General features: G+C 66.7%; 26 protein-coding genes. 7 read left to right on the forward strand and 19 right to left on the reverse strand.

The genetic code is table 11. From position 1 onward, the window contains the following. Positions 1-45: 45 nt before the first annotated feature. From FMZ75_RS00595 to FMZ75_RS00630, 8 genes are all read right to left on the reverse strand, one after another. Positions 46-459 carry a hypothetical protein gene (locus FMZ75_RS00595; protein ID WP_142864503.1) on the reverse strand — a complete coding sequence of 138 codons (414 nt, stop codon included), beginning with the start codon at positions 457-459 and terminating at the stop codon, positions 46-48. Positions 460-485: 26 nt separating this feature from the next. After that, positions 486-1,295: a class I SAM-dependent methyltransferase gene (locus FMZ75_RS00600; protein WP_108916058.1), complete on the reverse strand. Its 810-nt coding sequence runs from the start codon at positions 1,293-1,295 to the stop codon at positions 486-488. Between the two features lie 28 nt (positions 1,296-1,323). Continuing rightward, complete coding sequence (gene purD / locus FMZ75_RS00605) at positions 1,324-2,598, reverse strand: phosphoribosylamine--glycine ligase (protein ID WP_166140928.1); 1,275 nt, start codon at positions 2,596-2,598, stop codon at positions 1,324-1,326. 65 nt (positions 2,599-2,663) lie between these two features. Continuing rightward, positions 2,664-3,281, reverse strand: coding sequence for a potassium-transporting ATPase subunit KdpC (gene kdpC / locus FMZ75_RS00610; protein WP_166140929.1), 618 nt, complete (start codon positions 3,279-3,281; stop codon positions 2,664-2,666). A 10-nt stretch (positions 3,282-3,291) separates the two neighbouring features. Continuing rightward, the gene (gene kdpB / locus FMZ75_RS00615; RefSeq protein WP_166140930.1) at positions 3,292-5,400 is read right to left on the reverse strand and encodes a potassium-transporting ATPase subunit KdpB; all 2,109 of its coding nucleotides are present in this window, start codon (positions 5,398-5,400) and stop codon (positions 3,292-3,294) included. A gap of 14 nt (positions 5,401-5,414) precedes the next feature. Then, positions 5,415-7,124 (reverse strand): potassium-transporting ATPase subunit KdpA, encoded by a 1,710-nt coding sequence (gene kdpA / locus FMZ75_RS00620; RefSeq protein WP_166140931.1) that lies wholly within the window; start codon positions 7,122-7,124, stop codon positions 5,415-5,417. Positions 7,125-7,160: 36 nt separating this feature from the next. Further along, positions 7,161-7,247, reverse strand: a complete 87-nt coding sequence (gene kdpF, locus FMZ75_RS22080; protein ID WP_108916053.1) for a K(+)-transporting ATPase subunit F — start codon at positions 7,245-7,247, stop codon at positions 7,161-7,163. A gap of 119 nt (positions 7,248-7,366) precedes the next feature. Continuing rightward, positions 7,367-7,561 carry a hypothetical protein gene (locus tag FMZ75_RS00630; protein ID WP_142864508.1) on the reverse strand — a complete coding sequence of 65 codons (195 nt, stop codon included), beginning with the start codon at positions 7,559-7,561 and terminating at the stop codon, positions 7,367-7,369. 198 nt (positions 7,562-7,759) lie between these two features. Here FMZ75_RS00630 and FMZ75_RS00635 point away from each other — a divergent pair, with 198 nt between their 5' ends. The 3 genes from FMZ75_RS00635 to FMZ75_RS00645 all read left to right on the forward strand — a co-directional run bounded on the left by FMZ75_RS00635 (position 7,760) and on the right by FMZ75_RS00645 (position 11,402). Beyond that, entirely contained in the window at positions 7,760-10,462 is a 2,703-nt protein-coding gene (locus FMZ75_RS00635; RefSeq protein ID WP_142864509.1) for a sensor histidine kinase KdpD, read from the forward strand. A 154-nt stretch (positions 10,463-10,616) separates the two neighbouring features. Further along, positions 10,617-10,943 (forward strand): hypothetical protein, encoded by a 327-nt coding sequence (locus tag FMZ75_RS00640; protein WP_166140932.1) that lies wholly within the window; start codon positions 10,617-10,619, stop codon positions 10,941-10,943. A 150-nt stretch (positions 10,944-11,093) separates the two neighbouring features. Next, entirely contained in the window at positions 11,094-11,402 is a 309-nt protein-coding gene (locus FMZ75_RS00645; RefSeq protein WP_142864511.1) for a hypothetical protein, read from the forward strand. Position 11,403: 1 nt separating this feature from the next. On the opposite strand, the gene FMZ75_RS00650 is transcribed toward FMZ75_RS00645, so the two are convergent. From FMZ75_RS00650 to nth, 4 genes are all read right to left on the reverse strand, one after another. Beyond that, positions 11,404-12,651 carry a hypothetical protein gene (locus tag FMZ75_RS00650; RefSeq protein WP_166140933.1) on the reverse strand — a complete coding sequence of 416 codons (1,248 nt, stop codon included), beginning with the start codon at positions 12,649-12,651 and terminating at the stop codon, positions 11,404-11,406. A gap of 119 nt (positions 12,652-12,770) precedes the next feature. After that, entirely contained in the window at positions 12,771-13,901 is a 1,131-nt protein-coding gene (gene queG / locus FMZ75_RS00655) for a tRNA epoxyqueuosine(34) reductase QueG (protein ID WP_166141020.1), read from the reverse strand. Continuing rightward, positions 13,898-14,590 carry a glutathione S-transferase family protein gene (locus tag FMZ75_RS00660; protein WP_108916173.1) on the reverse strand — a complete coding sequence of 231 codons (693 nt, stop codon included), beginning with the start codon at positions 14,588-14,590 and terminating at the stop codon, positions 13,898-13,900. Before FMZ75_RS00660 ends, queG begins: the two co-directional genes overlap by 4 nt. A gap of 401 nt (positions 14,591-14,991) precedes the next feature. Beyond that, entirely contained in the window at positions 14,992-15,681 is a 690-nt protein-coding gene (gene nth / locus FMZ75_RS00665) for an endonuclease III (protein WP_166140934.1), read from the reverse strand. Between the two features lie 44 nt (positions 15,682-15,725). Here nth and FMZ75_RS00670 point away from each other — a divergent pair, with 44 nt between their 5' ends. From FMZ75_RS00670 to FMZ75_RS00680, 3 genes are all read left to right on the forward strand, one after another. Then, positions 15,726-16,223 (forward strand): DUF2244 domain-containing protein, encoded by a 498-nt coding sequence (locus tag FMZ75_RS00670; RefSeq protein ID WP_166140935.1) that lies wholly within the window; start codon positions 15,726-15,728, stop codon positions 16,221-16,223. Positions 16,224-16,269: 46 nt separating this feature from the next. Further along, complete coding sequence (locus FMZ75_RS00675) at positions 16,270-17,169, forward strand: bifunctional helix-turn-helix domain-containing protein/methylated-DNA--[protein]-cysteine S-methyltransferase (RefSeq protein ID WP_246728698.1); 900 nt, start codon at positions 16,270-16,272, stop codon at positions 17,167-17,169. Between the two features lie 63 nt (positions 17,170-17,232). Next, the gene (locus FMZ75_RS00680; protein ID WP_142864516.1) at positions 17,233-17,544 is read left to right on the forward strand and encodes a DUF1640 domain-containing protein; all 312 of its coding nucleotides are present in this window, start codon (positions 17,233-17,235) and stop codon (positions 17,542-17,544) included. 10 nt (positions 17,545-17,554) lie between these two features. On the opposite strand, the gene FMZ75_RS00685 is transcribed toward FMZ75_RS00680, so the two are convergent. Together FMZ75_RS00685 and FMZ75_RS00690 are read right to left on the reverse strand one after the other, a co-directional pair. After that, positions 17,555-18,208, reverse strand: a complete 654-nt coding sequence (locus FMZ75_RS00685; RefSeq protein ID WP_142864517.1) for a DedA family protein — start codon at positions 18,206-18,208, stop codon at positions 17,555-17,557. A 92-nt stretch (positions 18,209-18,300) separates the two neighbouring features. Further along, positions 18,301-18,732, reverse strand: a complete 432-nt coding sequence (locus FMZ75_RS00690; protein WP_246660005.1) for a hypothetical protein — start codon at positions 18,730-18,732, stop codon at positions 18,301-18,303. A 391-nt stretch (positions 18,733-19,123) separates the two neighbouring features. Between FMZ75_RS00690 and FMZ75_RS00695 the strand changes: the two genes are divergently transcribed. Then, positions 19,124-19,414: a hypothetical protein gene (locus tag FMZ75_RS00695; RefSeq protein ID WP_142864518.1), complete on the forward strand. Its 291-nt coding sequence runs from the start codon at positions 19,124-19,126 to the stop codon at positions 19,412-19,414. 37 nt (positions 19,415-19,451) lie between these two features. On the opposite strand, the gene FMZ75_RS00700 is transcribed toward FMZ75_RS00695, so the two are convergent. From FMZ75_RS00700 to FMZ75_RS00720, 5 genes are all read right to left on the reverse strand, one after another. Next, positions 19,452-19,892, reverse strand: coding sequence for a VOC family protein (locus tag FMZ75_RS00700; RefSeq protein ID WP_142864519.1), 441 nt, complete (start codon positions 19,890-19,892; stop codon positions 19,452-19,454). Between the two features lie 63 nt (positions 19,893-19,955). After that, positions 19,956-20,150, reverse strand: a complete 195-nt coding sequence (locus tag FMZ75_RS00705; protein ID WP_166140937.1) for a hypothetical protein — start codon at positions 20,148-20,150, stop codon at positions 19,956-19,958. A gap of 99 nt (positions 20,151-20,249) precedes the next feature. Then, on the reverse strand, positions 20,250-21,146 hold the full coding sequence (locus FMZ75_RS00710) for a radical SAM protein (protein ID WP_166140938.1): 897 nt from the start codon (positions 21,144-21,146) through the stop codon (positions 20,250-20,252). Between the two features lie 89 nt (positions 21,147-21,235). Further along, on the reverse strand, positions 21,236-23,332 hold the full coding sequence (locus tag FMZ75_RS00715) for a sensor domain-containing diguanylate cyclase (RefSeq protein WP_166140939.1): 2,097 nt from the start codon (positions 23,330-23,332) through the stop codon (positions 21,236-21,238). 166 nt (positions 23,333-23,498) lie between these two features. Beyond that, the gene (locus FMZ75_RS00720) at positions 23,499-25,346 is read right to left on the reverse strand and encodes a bifunctional diguanylate cyclase/phosphodiesterase (RefSeq protein ID WP_246728699.1); all 1,848 of its coding nucleotides are present in this window, start codon (positions 25,344-25,346) and stop codon (positions 23,499-23,501) included. Positions 25,347-25,509: the final 163 nt, after the last annotated feature.

The raw sequence follows: 25,509 nt of genomic DNA on the forward strand, positions 1-25,509 counted from the left end.
CGCGCGCAGATCAAAGAACGGAGCGGGAAAGCCGCATCGGGCCGATCAGGAGAAAAGGGGCGGCGCTCGCGACAGCCAGGGTGTCGTCGGCAGAGCGACGCCTGCGCGGCTCGCTGTCGTGGATCGCGCGGCGAAAGACGGCGCTTCGGGACATGCGAAATGGACGACGCCGAGCAGTATCGCGACAAAGACCGTCGCATCGCGCCGAGCCGTCGCCTGCAGGCAGCAGCAGCCGGAGCTTTCGCGCTCATGGCCGCCGCGATGAGTCGCGCAGATGTTCTGCGTCGTCGCGGTGAGCGAAGCCTCGTCGGCCGGGACCGTGTGCGCGGGCCCGGCGTTCATCGTCAGTCCCAGAAGCACCGACAAGATCGCGACGATGCGCGAGAGCGCGCCGAATGGCTCTTTGCTGAATCGTCTCCGCCGCATCATCATGGCGGCATAATCGGCAGCGGCCGGCAACTGTCAAGTCTTCGGCGCGCCGCTCGTCAGGCGAAGGTCACGCGCGTGATCGCCGGGACGCGCTCGCGAATGAAGGCGAGGCGCGACAGCCATCCGAAAAGGCGCCCGCGCCACCCGCGATAGACGCGGTAATCGAAAATCTCAACCGTTTCGATCGCCGCCCAGCTTCGCAATGTCGGCTCGATCTCGCTGCGATCTATTCCCCAGGGCATGGGCGGTATGGTGAAATTCGGCGTGAGCGCATGACCTTTCAGCGTCGCTTTGGAGAGCCAGCGCGGAACATGGTCGAATAGCAGGCTCGCCTTCGGAAAGCGGCGCGCCATTTCGCGTATCAGCTCTGCGGTCTCCTCCGGCGGAAGATACATGAACAGCCCCTGCGCCGCGATGAAGACGGGTCGGCCCGGCGGGACCTCGTCGAACCAGCGGCGATCGAGCGCGCTCAGCGACACATGGCGATGGCGCGCGTCGGGCTCTATGAAGCGCTCGCGAATGGCGATCGATTCCGGCAGATCGACGGTGATCCACAGCGCTTCGCCCGTGTCGGCGATGCGAAATCTGTGCGTCTCCAATCCTTCGCCGAGATTGACGATCACACCGTCTGGATACGCCGCCAAAAAGGCGCGCAGCGCATTGTCGAAGACGAGAGCGCGATTGGCGTGCGAGGGCTGCGCCGCGCCGAAGCTCGCCTCATAATCATAATCGAGCGCGCGATAGATTTCGACGAGCTTCTCGTCACTTAGCAGGCCGTCTTCGCGCAGCGCCTCGCCGGCGCGATTGTGCAGCGTCCACAACATGGTCTCCGGCACGCCGGTGAGATTGGGCGCGATCTTGTCCATGTGGCCTCCCCGCAAACAGGTTCTCGTTCTATCTTTCCCGTTCGATCGCGCGCCAGCCTATGTCGCGGCGACAAAATCCGTCCGGCCAGTCTATCGCATCGACGCCTCGATAGGCCAGCGCCTGCGCGTCGCGCACAGTCGCGCCGAGAGCGGCGACATTGAGCGCGCGCCCGCCGGCGGCGACGAGCTTGTCGCCCTCCCGCCGCGTGCCGGCATGGGTGACGATGACGCCCGCGATTTCGCCGGCGCGCTCGAGGCCCTTTATTTCCGTGCCGGTCAGCGGCGTTCCCGGATAGTTTTTCGCGGCTAGAACGACCGCGAGCGCGGTCTGCGGCGAAAAGCGGATCTTTCGCTCGGGCAGCGCGCCGCGCGCGCAGGCGAGCATCAGCTCGAGCAGATCGTCCTCGAGCCGCGGCAGCAAGACCTGCGTTTCGGGATCGCCGAAGCGCACATTGAACTCGATGAGCTTCGGCCCGTCTTTCGTCAGCATCAGCCCGACGAAGAGCACGCCCTGAAACGGCGCGCCCATCTCGCGCATGGCGCGCAATGTCGGCGCCACGATCTCGCGCATCACGCGCGCTTCGATTTCCGGCGTGAAGCAAGGCGCCGGCGAATAGGCGCCCATTCCGCCCGTGTTCGGCCCTCTGTCGCCGTCGCCGACGCGCTTGTGATCCTGCGCCGAAGCGAAGGGCAGCGCATGGGTCCCGTCGCAGAGCACGAAAAAGGAGGCCTCCTCGCCCTCGAGCTTTTCTTCGATGACGACTTCCGCGCCGGATTTGCCGAAGGCGCCGGCGAATATGTCGGCGACCGCCTGCTCCGCCTCTTCGAGCGTCTCGGCGACGACCACCCCCTTGCCGGCGGCGAGGCCGTCGGCCTTCACCACAATGGGCGCGCCCTTCTCGCGCAGATAGGCGAGCGCCTTCTCCTCATTGGCGAAGCGCTCGTAATCGGCGGTCGGAATCGCATTCGCCCGGCAGATATCCTTGACGAAACCCTTCGAGCCCTCGAGTCGTGCGGCCGCTTTCGAAGGGCCGAAAACCGCGACGCCCTTCGCGCGCAGCGAATCGGCGAGGCCCTCGACCAGCGGCTGCTCCGGCCCCACCACGACGAACTCTATGTTATTTTCCGCGCAAAAGCCCGCCACGGCGGCGTGATCGGAAACATCGAGCCGCGCCAGCTCCGCGACCTCGGCGACGCCGGGATTGCCGGGCGCGGCGTAGAGCCGCGAGAGCAGAGCGCTTTTGGAAAGCGCTCGGGCGATCGCATGTTCGCGGCCGCCCGAGCCGATGAGCAGAACATTCATTCTTCGATCCGGCTTGAGTGAGTCCTCCCTTCAATAGGGCTTCGCGCCTCCGGACGGAAGAGGGCTCACCGCGCCGCCTGCGCTCGCGCCAGCGCGTCCAGCGCCAGATTGAGCGCCAGCACATTCACGCGCGGCTCGCCGATGACGCCCGCGAGCCGCGGTTCGACTTTTGTCTCGACGAGGGCGCGCACCTGCGCCTCCGGCATTCCGCGCGCCGCCGCCACCGCCGCCGCCTGAGCCAGAGCGAAGCGCGGCGAAATATGCGGATCGAGACCGGAGGCGGAGGTGGTGACGGCGTCGGCCGCGACGACGTCTATGCGTCCCGCCGAAAATTCCGCCTCTATCGCGGCGTTGACGCGATCGACGAGCTTTTTCGAGGTCGGGCCGAGATTGGAGCCGCCCGAATTGGCGGCGTTAAAGGGCGCGTCGATGGTCTTGCTCGAATCATTCGGGTCCGGCGCCGTGGTCGCCGAAGGTCGGCCGTGGAAATAGCGCTCGGACGCGAAATTCTGGCCGATCAGCGAGGAGCCGACGACGATTCCCTCGCGCTCGATCAGGCTGCCATTGGCGCGCTCGGGAAAAGCGAGCTGCGCAATGCCGGTGATCGCCAGCGGATAGGCGAGGCCGGTGAGAAGGGTGAAGAGGACGATCATCACGATCGCCGGTCGAAGATGCGAGATCATGGGCGCTTCCTCACACGAGATGCAGAGCGGTGACGATGAGATCGATGATCTTTATGCCGATGAAGGGAATGACGACGCCGCCGAGACCATAGATCAGCAGATTGCGCCGCAGCAGCGCCGCCGCGCCGACGGGCCGATAGGCGACGCCCTTCAGCGCGAGCGGGATGAGCGCGATGATGATGAGCGCGTTGAACACCACCGCCGACAATATCGCCGATTGCGGCGAGGCGAGATTCATCACATTGAGCGCGCCGAGCTCTGGATAGGCGATCACGAACAGCGCCGGAATGATGGCGAAATATTTGGCGACGTCATTGGCGATCGAGAATGTCGTCAGCGAGCCGCGCGTCATCAGCAATTGTTTGCCGATGGCGACGATCTCGATGAGCTTGGTCGGATCGCTGTCGAGATCGACCATATTGCCGGCCTCGCGCGCCGCTTGCGTGCCGGTCTGCATGGCGACGCCGACATCGGCTTGCGCCAGCGCCGGCGCGTCATTGGTGCCGTCGCCGCACATTGCGATGAGGCGCCCGCCCTGCTGCTCGCGGCGAATATAGGTGAGCTTGTCCTCGGGCGTCGCCTGCGCGATGAAGTCGTCGACGCCGGCCTCCGAGGCGATGGCGGCCGCAGTGATCGGATTGTCGCCGGTCACCATCACCGTCTTTATGCCCATGGCGCGCAGCGCTGCGAAGCGCGCCTTTATGTCGGGCTTGACGATGTCCTTCAAATGCACGACTCCGAGCAGACGCCCATTCTCGCTGACGGCGAGCGGCGTGCCGCCGGCGCGCGAGATGCGCTCCACCGCGCGGGAAAAATCCTCCGGCGCGGCGAGCCTCGCATGTCCGGCGCGCTCGAGAATTTCCGCGCGGCCGCTCATGCGCGCATCTGCAGGCGCTTCGCGCAGGCTACACGTTTCGCTCTGCGCGAGAATCGCGTCGACGGCGCCCTTGCGCAGCGCGCGGCCCGGCAGATCGACGCCGGACATGCGCGTATGCGCGGTGAAGGGGACGACGCGAATGTCGCTGCCGACATCCGGCGCCGTGAGGCCATAGCGGCGCAGCGCCAGAGCGACGATGGAGCGGCCTTCCGGCGTCTCGTCGGCGAGCGAGGCGAGCAGCGTCGCCTCGGCGAGCTCATGCTCGCCGACGCCGCCGACGCCGATGAATTCATCCGCCATGCGATTGCCGAAAGTGATGGTGCCGGTCTTGTCGAGCAGCAGAGTGTCGACATCGCCCGCCGCTTCCACCGCGCGGCCGGATGTGGCGATGACATTGAAGCGGATGAGCCGGTCCATCCCGGCGATGCCGATCGCCGACAACAGGCCGCCGATCGTCGTCGGAATGAGGCAGACGAGCAGCGCCGCCAGCACGGTGAGCGACAGCCGGGTCCCCGAATAATCGGCGAGCGGCCACAGCGTCACGCAGACGATGAGGAAGATGATCGTCAGCCCGGAGAGAAGTATCGACAGAGCGAGCTCGTTCGGCGTCTTCTGCCGTTCGGCGCCTTCGACGAGCGCGATCATGCGATCGATGAAGGTGGAGCCCGGCGCGGCGGTGATCTTCACCTTGATCCAATCGGAGAGAACGCTCGTGCCGCCGGTGACGGCGGAACGATCGCCGCCGGCCTCGCGAATGACCGGCGCGGATTCGCCGGTGATGGCCGATTCATTGACCGAGGCGACGCCTTCGATCACTTCGCCGTCGCCGGGGACGAGATCGCCGGCCTCGACCAGGACGACGTCGCCGATCTTCAGATCGAGCGCCGAAATGGTCTCGGTCGCGCCGCCTCTGACGCGCTTCGCCTCGGCGTCGCTGCGCGTGCGGCGCAGCGCGTCGGCCTGCGCCTTGCCGCGTCCCTCCGCCACCGCTTCCGCGAAATTGGCGAAGAGCACCGTGAACCACAGCCAGGCCGCGATCTGGCCCGAGAAGAGCGCGTCGCCGTCCTTGGCGACGAGATCGCGGATGAAGAGAATCGTCACCACTGCGGAGACGATTTCGGTGACGAAAATCACCGGATTGCGCGCCAGCCTGCGCGGATCGAGCTTGTAGAAAGCGTCGATCGCCGCGCGGCGCAGAATGGTCCCGTCGAAGAGGCCGGGAGCCGAAACTTTCGAAGACATTGCGCGAACTCCGTTCAGAAGAGCTTGCCGGACTGCAGCAGCAGATGCTCGACGATGGGGCCGAGCGCGAGCGCAGGGAAATATTGCAGCAGATAGAGGATGACGATGACGCCGATCAGCAGGCCGACGAAGAGCGGGCCATGCGTCGGGAAGGTTCCGCTCGACGCCGGCGCCCGTATCTTCTCGGCGAGCGCGCCGGCGATGGCGAGTACCGGAATCACATAGGCGAAGCGGCCGAAGGCCATGGCGAGGCCCAGCGTCGTATTGTACCAGAGCGTGTTGCCGGAGAGTCCGGCGAAGGCCGAGCCATTATTGTCGGTCGTCGAGGCGAAGGCGTAGAGGATTTCCGAGAGACCGTGCGGTCCGGCGTTGTTGAGACTGTCGAGCGCCGTCTTCAGCATGACGGAGGCGGCGGAGAAGCCGAGCACGCAGAGCGGATAGACGAGCACGGCGAGCATGGCGAGCTTCATCTCGCGCGTCTCGATCTTCTTGCCGAGATATTCCGGCGTGCGGCCGACCATCAGGCCGGCGACGAAGACCGCTATGACGACGAGAACGAGGAAGCCATAGAGTCCCGCGCCGACGCCGCCGGGCGCGATCGAGCCCATCAGCATGTTGAACAAAGGCACGAGCCCACCGAGCGGCATGAAGGAATCATGCATGGAATTCACGGCGCCCGTGCTGGTGCCGGTCGTCGCGGCGGCGAAGAGCGCGCTGGTGGCGACGCCGAAACGCACTTCCTTGCCCTCCATATTGCCGGGCGCGGCATCGACGCCGATTTCGGTGAGCAGCGGATTGCCGCCGGCCTCCGCCCAATAGGCGACGAGAACGCCGACGATGAGCACGATCATCATCGTGATCGCGATCGCGCGGCCCTGGCGAATATCGCCGACGATGCGGCCGAAGGCGAAAGCGAGCGAGAAGGGGATGACGAGCAGCGCGAAGATCTCGAGCGAATTGGTGATCGCGTCGGGACTCTCGAAAGGATGCGCGGAATTGGCGTTGAAGAAGCCGCCGCCATTGGTTCCGAGCTCCTTGATCGCCTCCTGGCTCGCCACCGGGCCGATGGCGATGATCTGCTTCGCGCCCTCCAATGTCGTCGCTTCGACCGAGCCGAGGAGCGTCTGCGGAACGCCGAGCGCGACGAGAACGAGCGCGAAGACGATCGCGAGCGGCAACAGCAGATAGAGGGTGGAGCGTGTGAGATCGACCCAGAAATTGCCGACCGTCGGCGATTCTGCGCGGGCGAAGCCGCGGGCGAGCGCGAAGGCCATTGCGAGGCCGGTCGCGGCGGAGAGAAAATTATGCACGGTGAGCCCGAGCATTTGCGTGAGATGACTCATCGTCGTTTCGCCGGCGTAATTCTGCCAATTCGTATTGGTGACGAAGCTGATCGCGGTGTTGAAGGCGAGATCGGCCGGGACGGGATCGAAGCCTTGCGGATCGAGCGGCAGAAGATGCTGGAATCGTTGCAACGCGTAGAGCGAGCCGAAGCCGGCGACGCTGAAGACGAGCATGGCGATCGTATAGGAGAGCCAGCTCTGCTCGCGCGCGGGATCGACGCCCGACAATTTGTAGAAAAGCCTTTCGATGGGCGAGAGGATCGGCGAGAGGAGATTGCGCTGGCCGGTGAGCACGCGCGCGACATGGGCGCCGAGCGGAACGGCCGCGGCCATCACGGCCGCGAGCACGATCGCGATTTGCGCCAGACCTATGGCGTTCATTTCGGAGTCCTTTGCAAAAAGGCCGGACGAATTGCGTCAGAACTTTTCAGGATGAAGAAGCGTGTAGAGAAGATAGGCGCCGAGCAGGACGGCGACGCTCAGGCCGAGCGCGGGTTCGAACATGAGCTGGTCCTTTCACAATCTTCCGCAGAAACGCGCATAGGCTCCCATCAGCGCAAAGAAGATGGCGCTGAGGCAAAGATAGACGAGGTCGAGCATGGATCGGCTCCTTGTTTGAATTTTTATCTGCGCGCGCTGGCGAAGCGCGCCTTCAGGCGGCGGCGATGGCGGGCGCGGAGAAAGCGCGTGAGCGCGCCCGTCACATCGAGCGGGTCCGTGGCCTTTCGCACCCATGCCGTTCGATAGATGCGCCAAGCCGCGGCATAGGCCGCGACGAGCGCCATGGCGGCGATCGCCGCGCCGATGATTTGGAACATTTTCGCCTCTCCTGAAGGGTCGACGGCGCGAAACATGCGCAGAAGAGCCGTAAGGGAGCCATTCGCGATTCGACCGATCGTATAAGGGCTTCATAAAGATCGGGCGGATGCGGCGATTTTGGTGGCCGCAGCGCTTGCGCGCGCGGCGCGCCGCGAGCATTTTCTGTCGTCGAAGCACGAGCGTCGCGAGAGAGGAAAATGGCGGAGGCGGGAAACGAGTTCGAGCGCCGGCCCGATCCCGATGCGCTGCTCGCGCTGGCGGATCGGGAGAAGCGCGGCAAGCTGCGCGTCTTTCTCGGCGCCGCGCCCGGCGTCGGCAAGACTTATGCGATGCTGGCGCGCGCCCGCGCGCTCGCGGCCGACGGCGTCGATCTCGTCATCGGCCTCGTCGAGACGCATGGCCGCGGCGAGACGGAAGCCTTGGCGGAAGGGCTCGAGACCTTGCCGCGGCGAAAAATCGATTATCGCGGCCGCACGCTCGAGGAATTCGACATAGACGCGGCGCTCGCGCGACATCCGGCGCTCATCCTCGTCGACGAGCTCGCGCACAGCAATGCGCCGGAGAGCCGTCACCCGAAGCGTTGGCAAGATGTCGAGGAGCTGCTCGACAGCGGCGTCGACGTCTGGACCGCGCTCAATATTCAGCATCTCGAGAGCTTGGCCGACGTCGTCGCGCGCATCACCGGCGTCGCCGTGCGCGAGACCGTGCCCGATCGCGTGCTGCAGGATGCGGCCGAGGTCGTGCTCGTCGATGTGACGCCGGACGAGCTGCTGCAGCGGTTGAACGAGGGCAAGGTCTATGTGCCCGATATGGCGCGGCGCGCCGTGCAGCATTTCTTCACGGCGCGCAATCTCACCGCTCTGCGCGAATTGGCGCTGCGCCGCACGGCCGAGCGCGTCGACGATCAGATGGTCGACTACTTGCGCCAGAGCGCGATAGAGGGACCATGGGCGACGTCGGAGCGCTTGCTCGTCTGCGTCGGCGGCGACGATCTGTCGGAATATGTCGTGCGCGCCGGCGCGCGTCTCGCCACCGGATTGAATGCGCCCTGGATCGCGCTGCATGTCGAGCGCGCGGGAGAAGAGGAGCAGGACGCGGAACGCTTGCGGCGGGTCGACGATGCGTTGCGTCTCGCCGAGCGTCTCGGCGCCGATGTGGAGCGCGTCGTCGGCCATGATCTCGCCGGCGAGACGCTGAGATTCGCACGGCGCGAGAATATTACGCAAATCGTCGTCGGCCGCAGCCATGCGGGGCTTCTCGCGCGCTTGCGGCGCCGATCGCTGACCGACGAGATCGTGCGGCGATCTGACGATATCGCCGTGCAGGTGATCACGGAAAGCCGCGCGAACGTCGCGGAAGGGGCGCGGCCGCGCAGGGCGCGATCGGCTCATGGCGAGTTCTGGCGCGGCCTCGGCGCGACGCTCGCCTCCGTCGCCTTCGCCATTCTCGTCGCCTGGCCGCTCGATGTGTGGCTGCGTCTTCCCAATCTCGGGATGATCTTCCTCGCTTCCGTCGTGTTCTGCGCGCTCGCGGCGGGCGTCTGGTCGGCGGTCGCGGCCTCCATTCTCTCCTTCTTCGCTTTCGATTTCTTTTTCGTCGAACCGCGCTATCAATTCAGCATTTCGCAGGCGCATGAATTTTTGTCGCTGCTGGTCTACACATTCGTCGCCATAGTGACGGGCTCGCTCGCCGGCCGCGTGCGTGAGCAGTCGCGCGCCATGCGCGCGCGGGCGGAGGCGGCGCAATCTCTGTTCGAATTCTCACGCGAATTGTCGAGCGCCGCCTCGCTCGACGAGGTGCTGTGGGCGGCCGCCGTCCATGCGCAGAAAGCGCTGGACGCCAAATGCGTCGCGCTGCTCGTGCCGAAGGAGGGCGAGCTGACGATTTCCGCCGCCTGGCCGCCGATCGACCGCTTGGACGCCAAAGAGGAGGCGGCGGCGCGCTGGGCCTATGAGCGCGGCGAGCCGGCCGGTCTGCGCAGCGGCACTCTGCCGAATATTCGCTTCGAATTTCGTCCGCTGACGACGTCGCGCGGCGTCATGGCCGTAATCGGCCTCGAGCCGAAAGCCGCGCCGGAGACGCCCTCCGCGCAGAGCGAGCGTATGCTGACCGCCATTCTCGAGCAGACGGCTATCGCGATCGATCGTTCACTGCTCGCCGGGGAATCGGTGCGCGTCGCCGCGCTCGAGGAGAGTGAGAAGCTGCGCACGACGTTGCTCGCCTCGCTCTCTCACGATTTGCGCACGCCGCTCGCCTCCATCACCGGCGCCGTCACCAGCCTGCGTCAGCTCGGCGATCGGCTCGCCGATACGGATCGGCTCGATCTCCTCGCCTCCATAGAGGAGGAGGCGGCGCGCCTGTCGCGCTTCATCGTCAATCTGCTCGATATGTCGCGCATCGAATCGGGCGCGCTGGCGCCGCGGCGCGAATTGGTCGATGTCGGCGACGCCGTGCGTTCGGCGATGGAGCGCAGCCGGAAGGAGTTTCCCGATTTGAAGGTCTCGGCGAGCCTCGCGCCGGATTTGCCGGCGATTCGCGGCGACGCCGGCCTGCTCGGGCAGATCGTGTTCAACCTGCTCGACAATGCGCATAAATATGGCGGCGGACAGGCCTCCGTCTATGCGCGGCGCGATGGCGACGATCTGCTGCTCACCGTGACCGACGAAGGGCTGGGCGTGAAGCCGGCCGATCTCGAGCGCATATTCGAGAAATTCTATCGCGGCGGCCGCGTCGACGGGCGCAAGGCCGGCGCCGGCCTCGGCCTCTCCATTTGCCGGGGCCTCGTCGAGGCGATGGGCGGGACGGTCGTGGCGCAGAGCCCGGCGATTCGCCGCAAGGGCACGCGCATCGTGCTGCGCTTTCCCATTCCGCCGCAACCGCGTCGCGGCGCTGTGGCGTGAATGCATCGCCGCGCGAAAATCGCGCGGCGTGAGCATAGCGGCCACGTTTTCGCCGTTCATTTACGTTTTCTCGTTTTCATCGACCGCGCTCGGCGAGTGGGCTGCTCGGGGACAGGCCGTGCGAGCGACGCCTCGAGGGGTAATGGAGAGAGTCATGAAGGAGATTTCGGGACGGAAAATCGCGGGCGTCTTCGTCGCGCTCGCCCTCGGCGTCGCGCCGATCGTCACCGCCGCGCCAGCGGCCGCGGGCGATCCGGGCGCGGCCATTGCGGCGGGCATCGGCGGTTTCGCGCTCGGCGCGCTCGCCGGCAGCTCGGCGCGTCCGGCTCCGCCGCCGCCGCCCTATTACGGCGCGCCGGCCTATTATCCGGCGCCCGTCTATGAAGCGCCGCCGCCCTATCGCTGCTGGCGCGAGCGCCGGCCGGTGTTCGACGAATATGGCGTCGTCATCGGCTATCGCCCCACCCGCGTCTGCGAGTAACGAGAGGGCGAGGCTTTGGCCTCGCCTTTCGGTTTCTACTGTGCTTGCAACCCTCCCGGACGTCGCCGCGTTACAGCCCATGAGAGGCGCGGCCGACGCTTCGGGGAGAATTGATCGCTCCCGTCGGCCCTTCGCCGGGAGCGTCGTTCCATGCCTGAGCTTTCTGCGCGTAAGCTTTCCGTCCTCGCCGCCGTGACCGTCGCCGCGAGCCTCGGCGCATCCATCGCCGCCACGCCCTCGCTCGGTGCGCGGTTCCAGCCGGCGCTCGCCCCGCTCCCGATCGTGAAAGCGACGCTCGGCGACAGCGCGACGGCACTGCGTCCCTTCGGCGACGGACCGGCCATATTGATCGGCCGCGTCTATGGCGGCGATGACGAGGATTGTGTGCTCGCCGTCACCCGCGTCGAAGGCTCGGACGGCCAGGTGAGCGTGACGCGGGGAATCGCCTGTTCGCAGTGACTCAGCGGGCGCCGATTCGGCCCATGCCCCAATTGGGCTCGACGCGCGGACGGCGCGTGCGGAACTGACCTTTCAGCACCAGCGCGAAGGCGATGGCGTCGAGGCCGGCGAGCGTCAGCCACCAGAGCTGCTCGGCCGCCGGTCCCAGCACGCAGATCGTCAGCCCGGTCGCCAATCCGCCGAGCAGGAAAGGCGCGAGCACCGGCCGCGTCCGTCCGATGACATAGAAGGCGCGCGCGACGACGGCGGCGAGGCCGAGCGCGCCGAGAATGCCGAGATCGAACCACACCTGGAACAGCAGGCTGCGCGGCGTGTCGGGATAGAGATAATGACCGGCGACGCCGAACACCGCCGCGCCGAAGCCATGGCCGATGAGAAGCCGCGGCCCGTCATTGGCGATGATTCGGCCCCAGGTTTCGAGTCCCCAATTCTCCAGCGGCGCAGCGAAGGCGGGCAGACGCTCGGGCGCTGCGAAATGCAGGAGAATCGGCGCCAGCGGCGCGAGCAGGATCAGAGCCGCCGAGACGATCGCCAGCAGCGAGCCGGCGCGCCGCGCCTTGCCGAAGGACAGCGCCAGCACGAGCGCGCCGACGAGGAGCGCCGGCAAGACATTGGGCGCGCGCGCCAGCAGGCAGGCGGCGACGCTGACGAGGGCGACGATCGCGGCCGAAACCCAGCGGCCGCGTAGCGCCAGCGCGCCGAGCGCCGGCCAGATCGCCAGCGCCAGTCCGAGGCCGGCGCGCTGCAGGGCGTTGCTGTCGAGATCGGCGGGCTGATCGCCGCCGCTCGCCGAGAGAAAGGCGACGGCGGCGAGCGCCGCCGCTGCGGCGCCGGTGCCGATCGGCAGAAGATTGAGATTGGAGGTCTTGGTCCGCGTCGGCAGCAGCGCGCAGGCGGCGGCGACCAGCGCCAGAGTCGCGGCGCTCTTGGCGTAGCGCTCGGCCGGGCCGGCGCCGAAAGGCGTCCAGGCGAGCGACAATCCGGTCCAGCCGACGAAGAAGAATGCGGCCAGCGCCGTCGGCGTCAGCGCCAGCGCGGCGATCTCCCGCAGGCGCCGCGTCTGTGGCGCGAGGCTCGCCGAGAGCAGCAGCAGAGCGGCGCCGATGGGCAGCAGAATATAGATGGTCTGCCGCGTCACGATCGGCGCCAGCTGCGAGATGATGAACAGCAGCATGATGCTGAGGCGCGCCAAAAGGCGCGCCGCCTCGGCGGCTGGATCATCTATTGTGCGTCGCGAAACATTGGACATGGCGGCGGCGTTCGGCGTGGGGCGCGCGCCCCGAGGGCGGCGCGGAGAACTCTACTGTTTGTGCTGCGGCGAATCCATGGACGCGCCGGCGTTGCGCCGCGGCAATCTGTGTCGCGACGTCACTTTTTCGTTGGGTGTGTCTCTTTTGCCCACTCCTCGCGTACGGAGCCGTCGTCTTCCTCCGGTAGGGCCTTCCCGGCGAGCATGGAAAAATCTCCCATAGGCAGCAGCCGCGCCAGCGCCCATACCGCCGCGCCGCGCGCCAGCGGCGACGAATCGCCGAGCAGCGGCTCGACCGCGAAGGCGAGAGCGGGACGTTTCGAATTGCCGATCGCTATGGCGACATTACGCCGAAAGCGCGCATGGCCGAGCCGCTTGACCGGCGTTCCGGCGAAGAGCGCGCGAAAGCCGGCGTCGTTCAGCGCGGCGAGATCGGCGAGAGGAAGCTCGGCGAGGTCCTCGCGCAGGGCGAGCTTGGCGTCCCGCGTCGCCTGCGCGAATTTGTTCCAGGGGCAGACGGAAAGACAATCGTCGCAGCCGAAGATCCGATTGCCGACGGCTTCGCGAAACTCGCGCGGAATCTGGCCCTTGTGCTCTATGGTGAGATAGGCGACGCAGCGCCGCGCATCGAGCTGGTAGGGCGCCGGAAAGGCCTTGGTCGGGCAGGCGTCGAGACAGGCGCGGCAGGAGCCGCAATGGTCCTCCTCGGGCGCATCGGGCGTGAGCGAAAGATCGGTGAAGATCGCGCCGAGCAGCAGCCAGGAGCCGAAGCGCCGCGAGACGAGATTGGTGTGCTTGCCCTGCCAGCCGAGCCCGGCAGCCTGCGCCAGCGGCTTCTCCATCACCGGCGCCGTGTCGACGAAGACCTTCACTTCGCCGCCGCCGGTCTGCGCCAGCAGAAATCCGGCGAGCTGCTTCAGCCTTCCCTTGATTACCTCATGATAATCGCGCCGGCGGGCGTAGAGCGAGATCGCGCCGCGATCGGGCCTGGAAAGAATCGCCAGCGGATCGCCGGGCGCGCCATAATCGATCCCCACCATTATCACCGAGCGGGCTTGCGGCCACAGCGCTCGCGGCGCGGCGCGGCGCTCGGCGGTCTCCGCCATCCACTCCATATCGCCCTGGGCGCCGGCGGCGAGCCATTGGGCGAGACGCTCGCCGGCCTCGGCGGGAGCGTCAGCGCTCGTGATGGCGCAGAGATCGAAGCCGAGCTCGGCGGCCCGGCGGCGCAGCGCCTGCTCGAGGCTCAGAAGTCCAGCTCGGCGTAGACCGGCCCCGGCGTCATGCCCGGCGTGCGATCGGCCAGCAGCGGACGGAAGGCCGGACGCGATTTGATCCGCTGATACCAATGCTTGACCGTCTCGTCTTCGTCCCATGGCACGTCGCCCAGATAGTCGACGCAGGAGAGATGGGCGGCCGCGGCGAAATCCGCATAGGTCAAGGATTCGCCCGCCAGCCACCGCCGCGCCTCGGTCAGATAGCCGATGTAGCGGATATGGGGACGCAGATTGGCGCGCGCGACCCGCAGCAGGTCCATGTCCGGCGCGCCGCCGCCGATCTCCGGCGCGAGAAAGCGCTTGTAGACTTTCTCCATGACCAGATAATTCGTCACCTCGTCGAAGAATTTGACATTGAACCACTCGATCAGCCGGCGCGTCTCTATGCGCTCGTGGAGTCCGAGCGGCATGAGCCGCAGGCCGCGGAAGTCCGGCGGCAGGCAATCCTCGAGATATTCGACGATGACGCTCGCGCCCGGAACCACAGTGCCGTCGTCGTCGACGAGCACCGGCGTCTTGCCGGCCGGGTCCAGCGTCAAAAACTCCCGCCGCCGCTCGGCCGCCCGCTCCTCGACCAGCGTCGTCTCGATCCCGTATTCGGCGAGAATCAGCCGCACGAAGCGGGAATGGGGGCAGAGCGGATGATGATAGAGAGTGGGCATGGAGCCGTGATGTGACGGCGAAGCGCCGGAAACTGGGACTGTCCGCGCGAAAGCGGAGAAGTCCGTATAAGTCGGCGCGGGCGGCGCGACAAGCGCGGAGATCGGGCGCCGCACGGCTAAAATTTTGTTCCAATTCGTTGAAAATATTTCTGTTCCTGCCGGCTCGAGCGGGCGCCTGCGAAAATGCCCGCCGTGCGCCTTTTTTACGGGCTGCGTTAATGATTCGTTTCTGATTCGCGTCGGCCGGCGCGCGCTCGGCGCGAGAGGCGGAAAATTCGAAACGCATCGCCGCCTCCTCTTCGATCCGGACGCTCTATGGCTCTGGTCTAGCGATGGAGCGGGCGCGCGTTGGTGCGCCGGCGCACATGCCGGCGGGAAGCGCGAGAGAAGAATCGCGCCGATCAGATCGTCTTGCCCTCGAAGCGGCAGAGATCGGCGATGATGCAGCGCTCGCACTCCGGCCGTCGCGCCTTGCACACATAGCGGCCGTGCAGGATCAGCCAGTGATGCGCATGGAGCTTGAAGCGCACGGGCACGATTTTCTCGAGGCCCGCCTCCACCTGATCGACTGTCTTGCCCTTGGCGAGCGGCAACCGGTTGGAGACGCGGAAAATATGCGTGTCCACCGCGATCACCGGCACATGAAAGGCGATGTTGAGCACGACATTGGCGGTCTTGCGGCCGACGCCCGGCAGCGCCTGCAGAGCCTCGCGATCACACGGCACTTCGCCGCCGTGCTTCTCGATCAGCTGCGCGCAGAGGGCGATGACATTCTTCGCCTTGGTCGGATAGAGGCCGATCGTCTTGATATAGCCGCAGAGCCCTTCGACGCCGAGCGCGAGCATTTTCTGCGGCGTGTCGGCGATCGCGAAAAGAGCGCGCGTCGCCTTGTTGACGCCGACGTCGGTCGCCTGGGCGGATAGCACGACGGCGACGAGCAGGGTGAAGACATTCACATGCTCGAGCTCGCCTTTGGGATGCGGATCGGCCGCCTCGAGACGCGCGAAAATCTCATCGATGCGCGCAGCTTCGCGGCTGCGCGGCGATGCAGGGCGCCGCGCCTTGGCGAGCGAGCTCTTTTCGTTCGGCATAAAGGCGTTATAACTCGGCGTTCTGGAGAACGAAAGGCGGCGGCGTGACGGCGAGCGCTCCTTCTGCGGAAGCCATTTATCAGACGCGGCTGATCCCGCATCGCTCGATGACGCTGCGGCAGGCGCATGTGTTCATCCTGCTGTTCGGCGCGGGCACATGCGTCTTGTCCGTGCCGTTCTATATTCTCGGCGCCTGGCCGGTGGTCGGCTTCATGGGGCTCGACGTTCTGGCGCTCTATGTCGCGCTCCGCGTCAGCTTCCGCTCGGCCAAGGCCTTCGAAACACTCAGCCTTACCCCCTTCGAGCTGGCGATCGTCCAGAAGAGCGCCTATGGCCTGCGGCGGGAGCGGCGTTTCGACACTTATTGGCTGCGGCTCGAGACGGAGGAAGACGAAGAGTTCGGAATGCAGCGCGTGCTGCTCGTCTCACGCGGAGAGCGGATCGAGATCGGCGGCTTTCTCGCGCCGGAGCAAAAGGCGGCGCTCGCCGAGGAGCTTTCCCGCGCGCTCGCGGAGGCCAAGCGCGGGCCGTATTATTCGTGACGTTTTCGGGTGGCGGCGCCCGCCCGCCCGCGCCATGATGCGCCGCATGACCCTGCGCTCCGATACGATCCCTCCTCTCGCTAAAACGCGGCCGCAGGAGGATTATGAGAAGGTCGCCGAGACGATCCGCTTCATCGGCGAGAACTGGCGCCGGCAGCCCTCGGTCGAGGAGATGGCGGCGGCGGCGGGCCTTTCCGAAGCGCATTTGCGCGCCTTGTTCCGCCGCTGGGCGGGGCTCTCGCCCAAGGCCTTGCTCGAGGCGCTGACTTTGCGCCATGCGCGCGCGCTGCTCGGCGGCGAGGCGAGCCTGCTCGACGCCTCTCTCTCGCTCGGCCTTTCCGGCCCCTCGCGCCTGCATGATCTCTTCATCACCCATGAGGCGCTGACGCCGGGCGAATATAAGCGCGGCGGCGAGGGGTTGGAGATGCGCTACGGCTTCCATTCTTCGCCCTTCGGCGAGGCGATATTGGTCGCGACGGAGCGCGGTCTCGCCGGGCTCGGCTTCGTCGACGGCGCGCGCGCGGAGGCCCTCGACGATCTTCGCCGCCGCTGGCCGAAGGCGCGATTCTCGCTCGACGGCCCGGCGACCGCGGCTTACGCGCGACGGGCCTTCGATCCGGCGGAATGGCGGCCGGACCAGCCCTTGCGCCTCGTGCTGATCGGCTCGGAATTCGATGTTTCGGTCTGGGAGGCGCTGCTCGACATCGATATGGGGCGGGCGACGACTTACGGAGCGATCGCCCGGCGGCTCGGCAAGCCCGGAGCCGCGCGGGCGGTGGGCGCATCCGTCGGACGCAACCCCGTTTCCTTCATCGTGCCGTGCCATCGCGTGCTCGGGGCGAGCGGCGCGCTCACCGGCTATCATTGGGGGCTGACGCGAAAGCAGGCGATCATCGGCTGGGAGGCGGGACGACTGGCGCCTCTGCCGGCCGAAAGCGAGGCGTGAGGCGGCTCTGGACGCGAAGGCCGAGCCGCATCATATTGATGGCTCACCTCACGAGGACCAGAAATGAGCGCCGCGGTCGCCTTCGATACGGTGAAATTCGTGGAGAAGCTCGAGGCCGCCGGCATTCCGCACGCTCAGGCCAAGGCGACCGCCGAAGCTTTCGCCGAGGCGACGAGCCAGGAACTGGCGACCAAGGCCGATCTCGCCGCCGTAAAGACGGACCTGGAGACGAAGATCGAAAAAGCCGAGCTGCGGCTCGAGGCGAAGATCGAGGCCACGAAAGCCGAGATCATCAAATGGCTGTTCGGAACGATCGGCTTTCAGACGCTCGTCATTCTCGGCGCCGTTTTGGCGCTCGGGCTCACGCACAGCTGACGCCCGCGCGTCACGGCCGGCGATAATCGATGCGCTCGAAATGCGCCTCGGCCTCTTTCGTCAGCCGCTCCTCGTGGATTTTCCAATAGCGCCATAGGACGAAAGCGCCGATGGCGGCCACGGCGAAGCCGAGCCAGCCGAACGGGCCGGCGAGGCGCTGTATGGCGGCGCCGAAGATATAGCCGCCGAGGCCGAAGACCAGCGACCAGCATATGCCGCCGGCGGCGTTGTAGAAAAGGAATTTCAAAGGATCGAAACGATTGGCGCCGGCGAGCACGGCCGCCAATATGCGCAATAGCGCGATGAAGCGGCCGAAGAAGACGATGGCGCCGCCCCAGCGCATGAAGAGATATTGCCCCAGCCGCAATTGCGGCGGTCCGACGCCGACATGGGAGCCGTAGCGCATCAGCAGCCGGACGCCGAATTCGCGTCCTACCCAATAGCCGATATTGTCGCCGAGGATCGCGCCCGCCGCCGCGGCGGCTATGACCAGCCCGATGTCCATATTGCCGGAGTGGCCGGCGTAGATCGCCGCGCCGACCAGAGTCGTCTCGCCGGGCAGCGGAATGCCGGCGCTCTCTAGCGCCACGATGAAGAATATCGCCCAATAGCCATAGGTCGTCAGAATGGAGACGATCTGAGCTTCGTCGATCAGTCCCGACATGCGTCGCCCTCGTCGATCCGGCTGTCGACCGGCATTGTCGCCGGCGCGGCGGCCCAGAACAAGGGCGCGCAATGGTCACGCGCGATCGCGGGTCAGCGTGCGGCGGCGCGGCGCAGCTCGGCCGCCGCATCGAAGGAGAGGCCGCCGTCGCGACGCACGAAAGGCATTCCGAAGCCCTTCACATCGTCGGCGAATTGCGCGCCGCCCTCCAGCGCTTTCTCGACCACTCGGCGCAGTCCGCTGAGGATCGGCTGATCGCAGCCGGCCATCTCGCGCGCCAGCTGGGCGCGCTCCGTCTCGCCGGCCCGGAGCGCGAAATCGCGCACCACCACGGCCACGAAACGCCCGGCGCTGACCCCATTCTCCTGCGCGACGGCGAGGACTCTCTCCGCGAAAACGCCTCCGATGCAGAAGGTCGCCGCCTGCGCGACCTTGTCGTTCGAGCATGAATGGATCAGATCGGTGACGAGCATGACCTTTTCTCCGTCCTGCGAACGAAACTCTGCGGCCCCGTCGGAACGCATTTTTGAAATTCCCATCGTCTTCATGCGGCGCTGCGCCGTCCCTGCGCCGGCTATTGTCCGCTTCCGTTCGAGGCGGCGCTCCGCCGCCGGAACGAAGTCGCGGGCAAAAACGCATACGCAAAAGCCGGACCAGATACGCAAGCGCCGAACCAGTTCATTCAAAGCTTTTCCCCCGTCATTGGCCGTCATATCGTCACGAATCTCGACTTGATTTGAATCTATTCGATCGTACCGGCGCCCCGCCCGGGCCGCGTAAGCAAAACGTCGTCGAAGTGAAAAGGTTTCACGAGGCTCCGCAGTCTGCGCGGCGAAGGCCTTGCCGGCCGCCCGAGCCGCGCGATTTCTGCTGGAGAGCCGTCGCGGATCGCCGCGGCTTTATGGAGGAATGTCGATGGAACGCCGCTCTTTCATGAAATTTTTCGTCGTCGGCGCGGCGGCGGCCCTCGCCGCCGGCCCCTCTCTGGCGCTCACCTCGGTCGCGCCGCTCGATGCGCCCCTCGCGCCGGCGCCGGCTCCCGAGGCCGCCGTGGCGACGCAGGAGGATATCGACCGGGCGCAGGTCGAAAAAACCTATTGGTATTACCGCCGCCGCGTGTGGCGGCCGCGCTGGCGCCGCCGCTATTGGCGGCGGCACTACCGGCCGCGCTTCCGCCGCCGGCGCCGCTACTATTATTATTACTGAACGCTCGCGAGCGTTCAGTAATAATATCGGCGCGCCCTCACCAGGCGCCGATATTCGGCATGGAGCTCCAGGGCTCGGCCGGCGGCAGCGGCGCGCCCTTCTGCAACAGCTCGATCGAAATGTGATCGGGCGAGCGGATGAAGGCCATATAGCCATCGCGGGGCGGGCGGTTGATGGTGACGCCCGCCGCCTGCAGACGCGCGCAGACCGCATAGATATCGTCGACGGCGAAGGCGAGATGGCCGAAATTGCGGCCGCCCGCATAATCATGCTCGTCCCAATTATAGGTGAGCTCGACGAGCGGCGCGGCGACGCTCTTCGCCTGCGGGAGATCGTCCGGCGCGGCGAGATAGACGAGCGTGAAGCGGCCCTTCTCGTTCTCGGTGCGGCGCACCTCGACGAGGCCGAGCTTGCCGCAGAAAAAATCCAGCGAGCCGTCGAGATCGCCGACGCGGATCATGGTGTGGAGGAATTGCATAGTTGCCGCCTTTCGTCGGAGGGAGGCGGCCAGCATAGCCGTCCCGCCTCTCCGACGCACCGCCTATTGATGCGGCGGTATCTTCAGCGCGCCCTCGAGCGCGATAATCATCGGAATGATCGCCTCCTTCTCCTGCTCGATGGTTCCGGTCTTCGCGGATTTCAGCCGCTGCTCGACCTCGTGAATAACCAGCAGTCGCCGCTCCAGGACGATCAGGAGCTCCTTGGCGATCTGCGGCTCGAGCTCGATCTTGATCATGCGCGCATCTTTCTCTCGACGAATGGCCGCTCTTCGACCCGGCCGCATCCTGGCCGAGATCGGCGGGCGGCGCTGTGCGCCGGCGCATATTGCGAAGCTTCAGAGCCCCCGCGCCCAGGCCGGCCGCAGCGGCGCCGCCTCCGGAGCGGCGATGGCTGCGCGGAGCTGCTCCAGCAAGCGCGGCTTGTCGGCGCCGAGCGTGCCGCGCAGGACCAGCCAATTGGAGGCGTGGTCGCTGCGGAATACGGTTCGCCGCAATTCCAGCCGCGAGAGGAAAACCTCCATCTCGCGCAGCAGCCCCGGCACGTCGAGCGGCGCGAAATCGGGGAAATCGGCGCGGAACCGCGCCTCGCCCTTGGGGAAGCTGACGACCAGCGTCGCCAGAAACTCCGGCTGCGCGGCGTTGATCAGCGCCGCCGAATTTTCGGCGTGTCCCCGGCTGAGCGCAGCGCCGCCGAGCCCGTTGAGAATCATCACCGAGCGCTTGATCCCGGCCTCGCCGAGCTTTTCCAGCGCCTCGCGCGTCGAGGCGAAGGTCTCGCCCTTCTCGACCTTCGCCAGCACTTCGTCATCGCCCGATTCGGCGCCCACATAGACGAGCGAGAGGCCGAGCGCGGCGAGATCGCGCAGCTCGGCGACGGATTTGCGGCTCACATTGCGCGGCAGGCAATAGCTCGAGACGCGCCGCACGCCGGGCAGCTCGCGGCGGATCGCCTCCAGAATGGCGGCGAGACGGCGCGTCGATAATGTCATGGCGTCGCCATCGGCCAGAAACACGCGCGCGACCGAAGCGCCATAGAGCGCGCCGCAGCGCTTTATGCTCTCCATCACCTCGGCTTCGTCCCTCGGGCGGAAGCGCTTCTGCGGCGCGGTGTACATCTCGCAGAAGCTGCAGCGATTCCAGGAGCAGCCGTCGGTGACGGGAAGGATCAGCGACTCCGCCTCACTCGGCGGGCGAAAGACGGGCTCGACATAGCGGATGGGGGCGTCGGTCATGGGCGCGAGTCTAATACGAGGAGGCGGGGACGGGAATGGGGGCGGCGAGCCGCGCGTCCTCGATATCCACGGCGCCGCCACGCGAAAATTCAAGTCGAGACATTCTCCGCCGGCGCCGTCTCGGAATAGATGCGATATTGGTTTCTGCCGTTCTCCTTGGCGCGATAGAGGGCGCGATCGGCGCGCGCCAGCATGGCGTCCGGCCCCTCCAGCGCGGAGGCGAAGAGAGCGACGCCGACGCTCACCGTGGCGCGCAGATCGCCGCCGGGCAGCGCATAGGGCTCCGCCGAGAGCGCGCAGATTTTCGCCGCCATGACGGAAGCGCTGGCGGCGTCGCGCGAGTTGGATTGCAATATCGCGAATTCGTCGCCGCCGAGCCGCGCGACGACGTCGCCGGCGCGACAATGGCCTTTCAGCCGCGCCGCCAGCGCTTCCAGCAGCGCGTCGCCGCTCGCATGGCCGAGCCGGTCGTTGACTTCCTTGAAATGGTCGACGTCGATATAGAGCAGCGAGAAGCGCTCGCCGCCGGCCTCGGCGTTCGCGAAGGCGCGGCGCAGCGCATCGAGGAAGATGCGGCGATTGGCGAGGCCGGTCAGAGCGTCGGTCTGCGCGAGGATCGCGATCTGGTCCGCGACCTCCTTGCGCTCGGTGACGTCGAGCGCGACGCCTTCGATCAGCTGCGAACGACCGGGACGCTCGCGCGCGGCGTAGCGGGCGTCGAGCCAGCGATAGCCGCCGTCGCGCCGCCGAAAGCGGAATTCCACCATGCCGCCGCGGCTTCCATCCGCGGCCGCCCGCGCCAGCGAGGCGCCGACCTTGTCGAGATCGTCGGGATGGACGCAATCGGCGAGGCTGCTCGCCGGATCGGTGAGCTCCCATGGGTCGTAGCCGAACAGCGCTATGTTGTGGGACACATAGACGAGCCGCGGCCGGCGGCTGTCCATGCGCAGGCGGAACAGCAGCGTCGGGCTGCGCTCGACGACCTCATTGGCGTCGCGGAGGCGATCGATATAGCGCCGCCGCGCGACCGAGCCGGCGATGAGATCGCCGAGTATGCGCAGCGCGTCGATTTCGGCGGCCGTCCATCGGCGCTCGGCGCGGCAGTCTTCGACCTCGATCCAGCCCCAGGCGGCGCCGTCGACGACGATGGGCGCGAACAGAACCGAGCGCACGCCGGCCTGCTCGAGAAAGGATTTGGCGGGGCCGGATTCGAGCGTCCGCGTCGCCGCGGTCATCGGCCGGCGCTCCGTCAGAGCGGCGAGCAGCGGAGCCGACAAAAACGCGCCGCGCGCCTCGTCGGCCTCGAAGAATGTCGCATCCAGCGCGATCGGTGATTCGGACCGCCGCCAGAAATGCAGCAGAGCCGGCGGCGCGGTCGGCGTCGAGCCGGATTCGAAGACGAGAATGCGGTCGGCCTCGATGGCTCCGCCGACGGATTCGAGAAGGTCGGGAATGGCGGCGGCGCTCGGGGCCGCTGTGGCGAGCTCGGTCGCCACGGTCGAGACGGCGTGGAGCAAAGCGTTGCGCTGATGGAGCGCGGCCGACAGCGCTTCCTGCACGAGCCGGCGCCGCGACACCGATATCAGCCAGCCATTGGCGCGCAGGCCGAGGATGATCAGCACGGCGGTGAAGGCGGCGAGCAGCGCCCCCATCGCCATTGCGGTCGGCTGCCGCCATGCGAAAAGCGCGACGATGGCGGGAAGCACATCCACCGCGATGAAGCCGAGCATCGCCGGCAGATAGGCGGAGTTGGTGATGACCGCGCCGGCCGCCATGCCGCCGGCGGCGAAGACGACGAAGGCGTGATAGCTCGTGTCCGGCGTCAGCCACAAAAGCGAGGAGGCGGCGCCCCACAAGCCGCCGGTGAGCGTCGAGCCGAGCGTCCATAGCGTGAGGAAGCGGTCGACCTCCTCCGGAGAAGCCGCGTCGGCGCGATAGCGGCCGGCGTGGATCAGGCGCGCCGCCACCAAAAGGACGAAGGCGAGCAGCCAGACGGCAATCTGCGCGCGGGAGTAGAATTCGTGGAAAACGCCAGCGACGATTGCGGCGTTCGCCGCATTGAAGACGAGGACGGACCTTCCGTCGGCGAGCATTTGCGCCTGATCGGCCCGGATCGCGGCGTCGAGGGCCGCGGCGTCGACGATTTCCAGCTCCTCGGAAAGCAGATCGCGCCCAGTGCGATACATGGTTGGATCTCCGACGCGCCGCGGGCCGAGGAAACGCGATTTTTCCCGAATTGTCGCGGACGGCTTTCCGCCGGCGGCGGAAAAAGCCTCATCGCCCGGGAATCTAGCGCTCCCGATGGCGAGCGCAGCCCTCGAGCGCGGAGCGAAGGGCGCCGTCCGATCGAGTCTAAGCGAGGGACAAGGGTGGACGGGCGCTGTCTGCGCCTTCGAGGAAGGCGGAGAGCGGTTGCGCCGGGCTGACGACAAAGCCTTGAATCTCGTCGCAGCCGAACTGGCGCATCATGCGCAGCTGCGCGTCGGTCTCGACGCCCTCCGCCGTCGTCGCTACGCCGAGATCATGCGCGAGGACGACGAGGGCTTTGACGATCGTCGCCGCCCGCGGGTCGGTCGCGGCCGCCTGCGTCAGCGAGCGGCCGACCTTTACGCGGTCGACCGGCAGCGCCCGAAGATGCGCGAGGGTCGCGCCGCCGGCGCCGAAATCATCGAGCGCGATGGAGACGCCGAGTTGTCGGATCGCGGTCAGGCAGCTCAGAATTTCCGCATTGTCGTCGAGACGCAGCGGGCCGGCGATCTCGATCTCCAGCCGGCTCGGGTCCATGTCGGCTCCGGCGAGCGCCGCGGCGACGTCGCGCGCGAAGCCGGTCTTCTCCAATTGGACTTCGCTCACATTGACGCTGACGCGCGCATCCGGGGGCAGGGCGGCGGCGCTGGCGCAGGCCTCGTTCAATATCCAGGCGCCGATCTCGTAAAGGAGGCCGGCCTTGGTGGCGACGGGAAGGAAATCCTCCGGCGTCCGCAGGCCGTCGCGCGGATGCCGCCATCGCAGCAGAGCCTCATAGCCGCAGACGCGGGCGACGCCGAGCGCGACGATCGGCTGGAAATGGAGCTCGAACTCGCTGCCGTCGACGGCCTGCTTGAGATCCTGCCAAATTCGGCGATTGGCGGAGATGCGGGATTCGATGCCGGGATCGAAGAAGCGGAAATGGCCGCGGCCGCTGGATTTGGCCTCGTATAGAGCGAAATCCGCCTTGCGCATCAGCGTTCGCAGATCGAAGCCGTCATCCGGCGCGCGGGCGATGCCGACGCTGACTCCGACCGTCGCCATCGCCTCCTCGAGGTCGAAAGGGGCGGCCATCGCCTCCATCAGCCGCATGGCGAAGCCGCCGACATCGGCGGGCGAGGCGGCGTGCGACTGGACCACCGCGAATTCGTCGCCGCCGATGCGGGCGACGATGTCGCCTTTTTTCACGATGGCGGCAATGCGCTCGCCGACGGATTTGAGCAGAATATCGCCGGCTCTGTGCCCCAGCGTGTCGTTGATCTCCTTGAAATTGTCGAGATCGACGCAGTGGATCGCGGCGCCGAAGCCATTGGCCACGGCGGCGGCGATCGCGCTTTCGCCGAGCTGCTCCATGGCGGCGCGGTTGGCGATTCCGGTGACGGCGTCGAAATAGGCGAGCCGACGGATGCGCTCCTTGCGCTCCTCCTGCTCCAGAGCGATCGCGCAAAGATGCACGCAAGTTTCGACGATCGTGCGGTCGAGCGGGCTGGCGCCCCGGCAGGACGGATAATAGAAAGCGAAAGTGCCGACGACGCGATCATTGGAGGCGCGAATCGGCGACGACCAGCAGGCGCGCAGGCCGAGCGGAAGCGCCAAGGCGCGAAAATCGGCCCAGCGCGGGTCGGTCTCTATGTCGGTGGCTTCGATCGGCTCGCCGAAATAGGCGGCGACGCCGCAGGAGCCGGCGTCCGGCCCCATTCTCATGCCGTCGAGCGCCAATGAATAATGCTCCGGCAGGCTCGGACCCGCCAGCGGATGCAGTCGGCCCTCGCGGTCGACGGTGAGGACCGAGCAGATGACAGGGGGGACGAGCTGCTCGGCGCGGCGACAAAGCTCGTTCATCGTCTCTTGCAACGGCCTGCCGCGCGCCAGCCGCTCGAGCACATCATGCTGAAGCGCGCGCAGACCTTGCATTGTGGCGTTCGAGCAGTTGTCACAGTCGAGTTCGAGCATTTGCCTCGCCCTTGGAAGAAAATATTCTCTTTTTGTCGTATCTCGACCGTGTCGATAAGATATGAAATCGACCTTCCCGGAAAATTGGCGGTCGACAATGGTAGGGAGACTGAAAATAACGCGCTGGCGTCGCCGAGTCGACCGCCGCGCCGAGCATCCGCTT

The organism is Methylosinus sp. RM1, assembly GCF_011378635.1.
In the GTDB taxonomy this organism is placed as follows: Bacteria; Pseudomonadota; Alphaproteobacteria; order Rhizobiales; family Beijerinckiaceae; genus Methylosinus; species Methylosinus sporium.